At 42.6% G+C, this 10,143-nt stretch carries 10 protein-coding genes; 5 read left to right on the top strand and 5 right to left on the bottom strand.

Annotated elements, in window-relative coordinates; genetic code table 11:
• Nucleotides 1–163 precede the first annotated feature (163 nt).
• The 3 genes from FTV08_RS15545 to FTV08_RS15555 all read right to left on the bottom strand — a co-directional run bounded on the left by FTV08_RS15545 (nt 164) and on the right by FTV08_RS15555 (nt 2,027).
• Entirely contained in the window at nt 164–430 is a 267-nt protein-coding gene (locus FTV08_RS15545) for a hypothetical protein (protein WP_155756639.1), read from the bottom strand.
• A 12-nt stretch (nt 431–442) separates the two neighbouring features.
• Entirely contained in the window at nt 443–1,507 is a 1,065-nt protein-coding gene (locus FTV08_RS15550; RefSeq protein WP_180087634.1) for an amidohydrolase, read from the bottom strand.
• Nucleotides 1,508–1,625: 118 nt separating this feature from the next.
• Nucleotides 1,626–2,027, bottom strand: coding sequence for a DUF3144 domain-containing protein (locus FTV08_RS15555; protein ID WP_004280011.1), 402 nt, complete (start codon nt 2,025–2,027; stop codon nt 1,626–1,628).
• A gap of 112 nt (nt 2,028–2,139) precedes the next feature.
• Between FTV08_RS15555 and FTV08_RS15560 the strand changes: the two genes are divergently transcribed.
• The gene (locus FTV08_RS15560; RefSeq protein WP_180087635.1) at nt 2,140–2,772 is read left to right on the top strand and encodes a hypothetical protein; all 633 of its coding nucleotides are present in this window, start codon (nt 2,140–2,142) and stop codon (nt 2,770–2,772) included.
• Nucleotides 2,773–2,794: 22 nt separating this feature from the next.
• Here FTV08_RS15560 and FTV08_RS15565 read toward each other — a convergent pair whose 3' ends face one another.
• On the bottom strand, nt 2,795–4,249 hold the full coding sequence (locus FTV08_RS15565) for a CYTH and CHAD domain-containing protein (protein WP_085064265.1): 1,455 nt from the start codon (nt 4,247–4,249) through the stop codon (nt 2,795–2,797).
• Nucleotides 4,250–4,388: 139 nt separating this feature from the next.
• A complete protein-coding gene (locus FTV08_RS15570) occupies nt 4,389–5,846 on the bottom strand; it encodes a CYTH domain-containing protein (RefSeq protein ID WP_004646636.1) in 1,458 nt (485 codons plus the stop codon).
• 328 nt (nt 5,847–6,174) lie between these two features.
• Here FTV08_RS15570 and FTV08_RS15575 point away from each other — a divergent pair, with 328 nt between their 5' ends.
• The 4 genes from FTV08_RS15575 to FTV08_RS15590 all read left to right on the top strand — a co-directional run bounded on the left by FTV08_RS15575 (nt 6,175) and on the right by FTV08_RS15590 (nt 9,859).
• On the top strand, nt 6,175–6,558 hold the full coding sequence (locus FTV08_RS15575; RefSeq protein ID WP_004646637.1) for a DUF962 domain-containing protein: 384 nt from the start codon (nt 6,175–6,177) through the stop codon (nt 6,556–6,558).
• A gap of 780 nt (nt 6,559–7,338) precedes the next feature.
• Entirely contained in the window at nt 7,339–7,959 is a 621-nt protein-coding gene (thiE, locus tag FTV08_RS15580; protein ID WP_005107266.1) for a thiamine phosphate synthase, read from the top strand.
• A gap of 38 nt (nt 7,960–7,997) precedes the next feature.
• On the top strand, nt 7,998–9,299 hold the full coding sequence (gene hemL, locus FTV08_RS15585; protein ID WP_071852227.1) for a glutamate-1-semialdehyde 2,1-aminomutase: 1,302 nt from the start codon (nt 7,998–8,000) through the stop codon (nt 9,297–9,299).
• A 143-nt stretch (nt 9,300–9,442) separates the two neighbouring features.
• Nucleotides 9,443–9,859 carry a heme-binding protein gene (locus FTV08_RS15590; protein WP_004280003.1) on the top strand — a complete coding sequence of 139 codons (417 nt, stop codon included), beginning with the start codon at nt 9,443–9,445 and terminating at the stop codon, nt 9,857–9,859.
• The last annotated feature ends 284 nt before the right edge of the window (nt 9,860–10,143 follow it).

A 10,143-nucleotide genomic window follows, 5' to 3' on the forward strand; every position in this document is an offset into this window, starting at 1 on the left:
AAAGTGAAGGTAGGGTTTGTTTTAATGTTAAATCTAGATTCTGAGATAAATTCATAAAAAAAGAGCGTATTTACATACGCTCTTTTTACAGCATTTTAACTTTTTTTGCTTAACTGACTGGCATTACTCAAGTGAGGGGATTTTTTTATTTTAGTTTTATGCTTTAGGTTGCTCTATGGCTAAAAACAATCCCTCCAGTTAAGCTTGCAAGGATAGATAGGAGCAGACTCCAAACAGATACAATAAGAAGGAAAATCAATATTCCACAGCCAATCAAAGTTGAAACGAAAGCAATATCTTGATCAAAAGGATGATGGATCGCCACTTGATAATAATAAGACGTTATCCAGCTTGAAATAATAGTGAGTAAAATACAAAGTCCTTTGCCTGAAGGCGTATTTAGACTGGAATCTGTTATCCAACTTAGCATGTCCTCATCTACTCAAAGTCGATAAAAACGTTTAGCATTTTCATAAAAAATCGACTTTAAGGCATTTTCATTGTAGTCCTGCACAATATCGCTAAAGGCATCAATAATGTTGGTGAGTGAGCTACTGACACTGTCCATTGGAAAGTTGGATGCAAACATCACGCGCCCAGAACCAAAACAGTCTAAAGTATGCTGGATCACGGGTGCGGCACGTTCCACTAATTCCTGTTTACTTGCCAGCCGTTTCTGCGTGTGAAAATCATGTCCCAAGACTGGCATAAACAGACCAGACATTTTGGTCGATACATTTTTGCATTCGGCCAGTTCTGCCAACTGATCTTTCCAGTCTGCAAATATCTGGGTGCGATCTTGTTCGGTCTTGCCTGTAGCTTTGCCCACTTTGCCAAATAAACCTGCGGGCGTACCCAGATGATCCAGCACAATAGGGGTGTTTGGAAAGGCTTTGGCCAGCGCAGTAACATCCGCAATCTGGGTAGAGTACACCCAGGCATCAAAGCTTAAATCTTGCCTGGCCAGTTCCTCAAAACCTTTCAAGAAATCTTTATTACGATAGAGATGCGGTTCATCCGTCCAGGCATGAATTCCTTTATCTGAATGTACCGCAGCCATTTTACGGATGCCGCGAAATTTGGGAGAAGCTTCGCGATGCAATTCAATCAACTGTTTAAATTTTTTCTGCCGTGGATCAGCCGTAGCGACAATTCCACCTAACTGGATATTGTGCTGGTCAAAAGGAAGTCCAGCGATAAAATGGGTTTCATCCACCACGCCTGTGCCTTTCTGGTCATGCCAGCTGGCTTCAACATGCACAACTTGCTCAACTTCATAATGTCCTGCATCTCTCTTGTAATTTGCAGGCAGATAAGGTGCAGTCAGGTGCTGTGTCAGGCCAATGGTCTCAATGACGTCTCTGGGTTTCAACAGTCGAACCATTCTGTCTAGTAATTTGGGATGATTGCCGAACAGCTTTACCGCTAGCGCTGCCGCATGTGGGGTATTGTACGGATCCCATTGGTGGATATGAGGGTCAATGATCGGGAAGGGAAGTTGCTGCATACTATGCCTTGTTTTCGTTTATTTATTATTCAATTTATATAGTGCTTAAATCACTTTAAAGTCAATATGATAAATGACAGCAAATAAAAAAAGCCCCGCGGGGCTTTTCGTATTTTAATCAATGATCATGCTTGTGATCATGGTTATGCTTGTTGGCATGAAACTCTTCATTGTGACGGAAACGTAAATAGTTTTCGAACTGTTCACAGTATTCATCATAGTTATCTTCCAGCATCATTTGAAATTGCTGCAAGATATAAGACATGACCTGATCTTTGGCATCGCGCATTTCATTCCCATCTTTAAAATTATTTGCTGCCACCCAGGTATTAAAACGGGCAGTACCAAATAACATCGCCGCACTGACTTGACCGCGCTTATCGCTCGGTTTTTCCTGTGAGCCTTTTTCTACGCGACAAAACTCGTTGGCTTGTTGAATAAATTCATCAGCACGTTCAAAGAATGCCGCATTTAACGCTTCTTCTTCGGTTACATCGGTTGCTTCAATCTTTTGAACCATGAATTTGTTCCTAACACTAAAATCTCAATCGCTAATTATAGGCAAAGCCTTGCAGAAACTAAACCTTTGCCTTAATCTAAAAAAATAGCCTAAGCATATAAAAGTGAATGCCATGCAGGATGCGATTGCAGTACAAAGCCTAAAAAGTGATATTGCCTTATTGCGCCAGAATATTTGGCCACCGGCAAATCTAGCCAATGTTGAAGGCTTGCCGATTTATTATGGCAGCCAGTCACAGGTAGATGAATACTATAGCCAGTGGCTCGGGCTGATTGAAAGGGCACAGGATCTGTTTCAGCCTTTTATGGAAGATGAAATCTTGGATGCGATCCATCTGCCGAGTCATTTAAACCTGCCGCTGTTTTATTTTCATGTTGACCGGATCCGGATCAATAAAACCCGTGCCAAAGAATCCAAAACTTTTCGTGGGGTCGCCAGTCTGATCGAAAAATGTGGCCAGTTCGAGCCAGAACAGGTTGCGGCCATGCGGCAGTGGCTTGATAGTGACGATACCGCAGTATTAGTGGCACACCGTGAATTTGTAGATTTACGCACTTATGTGTTTCAGCATGGCCAGAGCGAATATACGCGCACCCGTTTTTATGTGAATGGGATTGTGCTGAGTGTTGAGCCACATTTTGAACTGGTCGATGCACGCGATAAGCCACGCAAGCAACGCAGCGACAGTTATAACGATCCTCTGGCAGACAATAATACCTGGAAAGTATTCGGCAAATATCGCTAGCACAATTTGACCAAGCCCGGTCTTACCAGAAGGGCTTGGTATTTTCTGCAAACTGCTGTAAACGCTCTGCTGCTTCGTTCGACAAACGCTGCTGTTCCGCACTTATCCAGCCTAGCACAAACCAGGCCTTGGCCTGTTGTTTGACATAAGGTCTAAATAATTCGTCTGCTACAAATAGGTCATTATAATGCCCGAGACTTTCCTGCAAGGGTTTTAAGGCTTTTAGATAGGCTTTAACCTCTTTTTCAGGAAATAAGCTTTGCAAGAATTCTACATTATAGCGTAAGCGTTTAACCCGTTTGCGTGTGCGATGTCGGGATTCAATATCCAGTTCTTGATAGTTCTCGGCATCCTGACAGATTTGCTGGTGCAGCTTGCTCAGGCCTTTACACAAAATTTTATGCGAAGACTTGGCTTTACCCTCTGTATTTTCTTGGCTAAAGCTGAATAGTTGCAGCATTAATTCTACTGTGGCAGGACTTCTGAACAGTGTACTGATATCTGGTTGTTTTTGTCGGTGTGGTGGTAATTTCAGTAAGGGTGAACCTGCTTTTTCTAGTTGTGGAATCAGGCTTTCTGCCAAGGCATCGCGATCTCGGGTAGAACCCAGTTGCTGGAAAATATCCCGCAGCTGTTCTGGCCATTCTGGCTGTACATGTTCAGTTACGGACTGGAAAATTTTAAAGGCACTGCGCAAACGTCGAATCGCAACACGTGCCTGATGCACATGATCACTATTATAATTTTCTGCAGCAATCGCCGTCGCATTTGGGAAAAGATGAGCCAGACAGTTGGTGACAATCTTTTGCAAAATCGTACTGATCTGATCTTTCTGTTCAAGCACTAAGGGAAGCTGATGCTGAACCGGCAGATTCTCTTCGCCATGTAATAAGGCATAACCGCGTTCCGATTTGCTCCGTGTATCTAGCCACAAAGCATAACGCTGAACCCAGGGCTGAATGAAATCAATCAATTCACTCAGCTGGCCGGATTTAAGCTCAAATTCGACTTCATAAATATCGATGGCTTGATCATTGTGTCGAATTTCTCCGACATCAAAGGCAATTTCAATCTTACTGTCCAGATGACTTTCTGTGAGTACATACCGTACGACATCTGTTTCAAATTGCAGAATAAGCGGTGTCTCCAGATCACCGAGCGCCTGTTTCAGGATTTTTTTGGCCGGTTTATGTTTGCGATATAACTGAAAATCACAATGTTCCGGAGGACTTTTTAATTCATGCTCAAGTTCAAAACGTTCAAATTGTTGTTCGGTCGCTGCTTTCAGGGTTTGAATCCATTGCTGGTCTTCCAGACGTTGCCGCAGGGCAATCTGATGTTGTTGTAATTGTTGCGCTTCAGTATCAAAGTAGCGTGCACACAGACGATGCCGAGTCGGCTGAAGTTTCTGGATGTCCTGTTCAAATTGCACACGAGACTGTGGCGGAATCTGGAATTTGAGTTCTATTTCTGCCATCGGGTTATTCCTCCGCGATGTTGGTTTTACAGATTAATATAGCCCAAAGATCAGCAGGGGTGTGATGTGCTTCTGCAACAAAAAGCACGCCATAGAAGGCGTGCTTTAAGTATTTCTCGTGATATTTATTTCAATATGTTTATTTTAGGAATTTACGGCTGACCAGGAACTGTTCGGTCGCTTCAAGCAGTTTCTGCGCATAGACTTCCTGCTTGGCGGTCAGCCAGCCCAGCACAAACCAGTCACTTGCTTCCAGTTCGGTCTGCTGAATATAAACTGCAGAAGAGGCCAAGGTTTGATATTCACTGGCTGCCAGTTGTGCATCATTCAGCGCTTTGCTGTATTTCTGCAAATTTTTGACATCATAGATCGTGGTTAAAATCGGAAAGCTGAATTTGAGTTCCTGAATCCGGCTGGCCAATTGATCCAGACTTTCAAAATCGGTGATATCCGTCTGGTTCATTTGTTCCTGCAAGGCTTTATATTGCTGTTGCAAGGTGGTTTGTGCAGCAGTTTTCAGATCCAGAGAAGCATGATCATTATCATTTAAACTAAACATCAGCAATTCCAGATAATGATGCACATTCTGGGTGGATTTGACCAGATTACCGAGTTTCTCCTGCGCATACAGAATATCTTTGCTCAGGTTTTCTGCCGTGGTTGGATTTTGCAGGAAGCCGGCCAAGCTGTTTTGCATGTGTTGCAAATGTTGCAGATGTTCAAATTGCTGCTTAAAGGCCGCCAGTTGATGTGCCCATTTGTCCGAAAGCTGAGGATGCCAGTCTTTGAACAGCAGCAAGGTCAGATATAAGTGATCCAGTGCCAGTCGTGCCTGATCAATATGTTCCTGCTCTGCAACCTGTGCTGCAATCGCCGCGATATTCGGCAATAAATGCTGCATCTGCTGCGCAATCAGACTGCGCATGGTTTTACTGGCGCTGTCTTTTTTGCTGATCTGAAATTCTTTGCTAAGGGTCGCAGGGCTAACGCGCTGTGAAGTGGCCAATAAATTGCCTATTTCTGCTTTGCTGCGTACATCGAGCCAGAGCTGGTATTTCTTGACCCATTCAAAACTAAAGGCCAGCAGATGTTGAATTGAACCATTTTTTAGTTCGAACTCAACTTCATGTACTTCTTGCTCAGCATCCTGTGTGCGGATCTGTCCAATATCCAAGCTGACTTCGATCTGGGTATCTTCATAGTCAATTACCCTTAACGTACGGGAAATATCGGTTTCAAACTGGAGTTGTAGCTGGTCGAACTGATTGCCGAGCGCATTGCTGAGAATTGTCCCGGCTTCTGGAAATTTTTTATAAATATCTAAATCCAGTTCAGGAGATGCAGTTAATTCCCCTAGATCATGATTATGTTCAAAGCGTTCGATGTGGCTTTTTCCGGCCGCTTTTAGGGTTTGAAACCAACGTGTACCTTCCAGACGCTGACGTAGTGCCACCCCATGCCGGGCCAGTTGACGGTCAGCAGTATCATAATATTTGGCTTGAAGCTGGATCTGTTGAGACTTTTTCGGATCAAGTGCCTTCAGCAGCGCAGTGCGTCGTGCCACAGGAATCTGGAACTTGAGTTCAACTTCAACCATGATGATCATCCTATCTGTTCAGTGCAATTAAGCACTGAATCTTCACTTGAATAAGGTTTTGAAATGAGGCGGACAGCAGCCGCAATTATATTTTTAGATTTGTGCGCAGCAGATTGTAACCAAAATCAAAATGCATGTAAGACTTGACTGAACATAAAAAGCTTAAACAGAACTTTTAAGATTGAATTTCATCGGTTCATTTTAGGCTAAAACGATCGGATTCAGACGTTCAGGGGGATGTTCAAGATACATTGAAGCGCGAATCAAAAGGCTGTTATTTGGCTAAAATATACGCTAAGGTAAAACAAAAACGTCAGGATGATGACAGATGAATGTACAAGTACAACCAGAAAGTAAGAATGAGGTGGTGGCTCAGCCCCAGATGCCGATTAAAAATTATCATGAATTTTATCGCTTCTATTTGACCGAACATCGGCATATTATCAGTCGCCGTCTGCACGTGGCCGGCAGTAGCATCGGTTTATACTGTTTTGCTAAAGCCATTCGTCAAGGCAAGCCGCGATATTTTGCCTATGGTTTACTCACGGGTTATGCTTGTGCTTGGGTCGGACATTTTATCTTTGAGCGCAATAAACCGGCCAGTTTCAAACAGCCTGTATATAGCTTTATCTCGGACTGGCGCATGTTTGCCGATGTCCTGCGTGGCAATATCAGTCTGATAGACCGTAAATACGATAAAATTTCCAGTTGAGCCAGAATGACTTTTATCGGAATGTGCTCACTTAAAGCATGAAATTTCGATAAAAGCCTTGCAAGTCTAGAATTATTATTCTAATAATTATGTTATTGCAGATTTGGTTTTTTGATCAACCATTATATTTTAGTCATACATCAGTTTTCCAAGCCTGGAGCGACCTTCTCCGGGCTTTTTTTATGTCTGTTTAATATCAATAAAATTTTAAGATTTTGCTGATGCTATTATGTAAATAGTCATAGAAGCTTTTATGTGGATGTGTGCTGAAAGTAAAAGATCCTTTCTGGCTTTGAAACGTCTTCCCACAAACGAAGGACTCAAAACCAGAAAGGATCGGGTATTACCAACACAGGTATTTATTTTTCTGTTTATTGTCTGTGTCTAAGACTATTTAAGTCGCTTCGTGCCGATTGGGCTATCCCTGAAAATGGGTATTTTTAACATTCATTAATTTGAGTGCGCTTGAACTAGGTGAAAAAAAACAAAAAAATCGCTCTTAGAATTTTGCAACTTCTCCACCAAGTTGTCTGCAAAATCCTAAAAGCGTTTGTCGGAGGGCGTAAGTATTAACACGTTATAATTATTGTTATAAAGCGATTAAAACGTAGATTTAATAGCCGGTATATCCCTGAAAATGGTGATATTTAAAATTTAACGGATAAATTGTACTAAAAAACTGCAAATCTGTTGTTGCCCGCGGTCTCAGAAACAGCAGGACTGCGGAAATCTAGCGGAGTTATGCCTATAATAGAGCCATTCTAGGAAATGGCGAGCAAGATGCGCGGTTTATATTTAATTACCAATGATGATCCATTAGAGCTTTTATTAGCGAAGTTGGAAGGTGCAATGGCCAATGGTGGTGTTGCGGTCTTGCAATATCGCCGTAAAAAAGTGGCGAAAGAAGATCAAATTTACGAAATCGAGTACATGAAAGCCATGTGTGCTGAATATGGCGTACCTTTCGTGATTAACGATGATCTGGAAATGGCGGTTAAATACGGCGTGGGTGTGCATTTAGGCCAGGATGATGGTTCGATTGTCGACGCTGTTGCGCGTTTGCCTAAAGGCGTGTTGATTGGCCGTAGCTGTAATAACTCACTTGAGCTGGCTAAACAGGCCATTGCCGATGGTGCGAATTATGTGGCATTTGGAGCAATTTATGCGACTGATAGTAAACCTGAAGCGGGTAATATTGGTCTTGAAACCTTAAAACTGGCCAAAGAAAAATTGAACGTGCCTCTCTGTGCCATTGGTGGTTTAACGGTTGAAAATTCAAAGGATGTCATTGAGTCAGGTGCGGATTATTGCGCGGTGATTAGTGATATATTGGGACTTCCTATGAATGCCATTCCTGAACGTTTAGATGAATGGTCTGCGCTTTTTCAAGCTACAGCATAAAATTTTTTGATTGATTTAATTTTGAGTCGAGTGCCTTCATGAGCTTATCTCCAAAGCAAGAACAATTGTTCAAACAAGCCAATAAACATATCCCGGGTGGCGTCAATTCACCTGTACGCGCATTTAATAGTGTCGGTGGGACGCCGGTCTTTATCGAAAAAGCCCAAGGTGCGTATCTTTATGATGTCGATGGCAAACGTTATGTGGACTATGTGGGTTCATGGGGGCCGATGATTTTGGGTCATGCGCATCCTGCGATTATTAAAGCAGTTCAGGATGCTGCGGTCGATGGTTTGAGTTTTGGTGCGCCTACAGTCCATGAAACTACGCTTGCAGATATTATTTGCGAGATCATGCCATCGATTGAACTAGTGCGTATGACCAACTCGGGTACAGAAGCAACCATGACCGCGATTCGTTTAGCACGTGGTTATACTGGCCGTGACAAGATTGTAAAATTTGAAGGCTGTTATCACGGTCACTCGGATTCATTATTGGTAAAAGCCGGTTCAGGTTTATTGACCAGTGGTGAAGGGGAAGCGACGTCTGCAGGTGTGCCGGCGGATTTTGCAAAACATACGCTGACACTTCCATATAACGACATCGCGACTTTAAAAGAATGCTTTGCCAAATTCGGTTCAGAAATTGCCGGCGTGATTGTTGAGCCTGTGGCAGGTAACATGAACCTTGTGAAACCGATTGATGGTTTCCTGCAAGCGATTCGTGATGTCTGTGATGAGCATGGTTCAGTGTTTATCATTGATGAAGTAATGACCGGTTTCCGTGTCGGTCTTGGCGGTGCGCAAGCACATTATGGCGTTACTCCGGATTTAACCACTTTAGGTAAAATCATCGGTGCAGGCTTACCAGTGGGTGCTTTCGGTGGTAAACGTGAAGTGATGGAATGCATCGCGCCATTGGGTAAGGTATACCAAGCAGGTACATTGTCGGGTAATCCACTGGCAATGCGTGCCGGTATCGAGATGTTCAAGCATTTACGTACCGAAGGTTTTTATGAAAAATTAACCGCACAACTCGAAAAATTGCTCGCCGGTTTACAAACTGCTGCTGATGAAGCAGGCATTTCATTCAAGACCCAACAAGTGGGCGGTATGTTTGGTCTTTACTTTACCGATCAGGAAGATATTACTAGCTTCGACTCTATGCTGAAATGCGATGTCGATGCGTTCCGTAAATTCTTCCATGGCATGTTAAATCGTGGCGTAAACCTTGCACCATCTGCTTTTGAAGCAGGATTTATTTCTGCTGCGCATAGTGATGAAGATATTGCTTACACGATTCAAGCGGCTAAAGAAACTTTTGCTGAGATGAAAGCGTAATACCTCTCCCAAACCCTCTCCTTAAAGGAGAGGGCTTTCATCTATCGAATAGAAATGAAAATTTAAAGACTTCCTCCAGTATTCTTGCGCTATATATGGCTCAGGCTTAGGGGGAATTACATTTAAAATTAGAGATCATTTTCATGCAAACCAAACATTATTTGACTTTAAGCGATGCGGAATTTTTATTAGATCAAGCCCATCAATATGCCATTCAGAACAGTTTTAATGTCAGTATTGCAGTCGTAGATGAAACGGGTAATTTGCTTGCGATGAAGCGTATGGATGGTGCAGCACCGATGACTGCAAATCTGGCCGTCGAAAAGGCTAAATGTTCAGCTATGAGTCGCCATCCCTCCAAACTGTTTGAGGATATTATCAAAGGCGGACAGATGGGTTTTCTGACCATGGAAACTTTCTCAGGAATGTTGGAAGGTGGTGAACCGATTCTGTATCAAGGCCAGCTCGTCGGTGCGATGGGTGTGTCGGGTGTGAAGTCGTTTGAAGATGCGGAGATTGCACAGGTAGCCATTGAGAAATTTTTGGCTAAGCAAAGCTAATCCAAAATAGAAATTGATCAGCTTAATTTAATAAAATCATTCAAAGTTGTACCAAAATGAAGCGTGGAACGTGAAATATCAACTAAAAAGCCCAATCGCTAATGAGTGGGCTTGTCTATATACAATAAAGTTATAATTTAAAAAGGAAATCAAAAGATGTTATTCACCAATTAAAATGTCTATGCGATAAACCATTTAAAATGTCCTGTTTTTAACCACAAGAGTCAAGCACAGGATTTAACTTTCTTTGTTCAATAACAGCTTTCTGAGCTTTACGACTCGGC

The organism is Acinetobacter sp. YH12226 (genome assembly GCF_013417805.1).
Taxonomy (GTDB): domain Bacteria; phylum Pseudomonadota; class Gammaproteobacteria; order Pseudomonadales; family Moraxellaceae; genus Acinetobacter.

Excerpts from the sequence above, each read along its gene's own strand:
- FTV08_RS15545 (WP_155756639.1), bottom strand. The coding sequence starts at position 430 with ATGCTAAGTTGGATAACAGATTCCAGTCTAAATACGCCTTCAGGCAAA.
- FTV08_RS15550 (WP_180087634.1), bottom strand. The coding sequence starts at position 1,507 with ATGCAGCAACTTCCCTTCCCGATCATTGACCCTCATATCCACCAATGG.
- FTV08_RS15555 (WP_004280011.1), bottom strand. The coding sequence starts at position 2,027 with ATGGTTCAAAAGATTGAAGCAACCGATGTAACCGAAGAAGAAGCGTTA.
- FTV08_RS15560 (WP_180087635.1), top strand. The coding sequence starts at position 2,140 with ATGCAGGATGCGATTGCAGTACAAAGCCTAAAAAGTGATATTGCCTTA.
- FTV08_RS15565 (WP_085064265.1), bottom strand. The coding sequence starts at position 4,249 with ATGGCAGAAATAGAACTCAAATTCCAGATTCCGCCACAGTCTCGTGTG.
- FTV08_RS15570 (WP_004646636.1), bottom strand. The coding sequence starts at position 5,846 with ATGGTTGAAGTTGAACTCAAGTTCCAGATTCCTGTGGCACGACGCACT.
- FTV08_RS15575 (WP_004646637.1), top strand. The coding sequence starts at position 6,175 with ATGAATGTACAAGTACAACCAGAAAGTAAGAATGAGGTGGTGGCTCAG.
- thiE (WP_005107266.1), top strand. The coding sequence starts at position 7,339 with ATGCGCGGTTTATATTTAATTACCAATGATGATCCATTAGAGCTTTTA.
- hemL (WP_071852227.1), top strand. The coding sequence starts at position 7,998 with ATGAGCTTATCTCCAAAGCAAGAACAATTGTTCAAACAAGCCAATAAA.
- FTV08_RS15590 (WP_004280003.1), top strand. The coding sequence starts at position 9,443 with ATGCAAACCAAACATTATTTGACTTTAAGCGATGCGGAATTTTTATTA.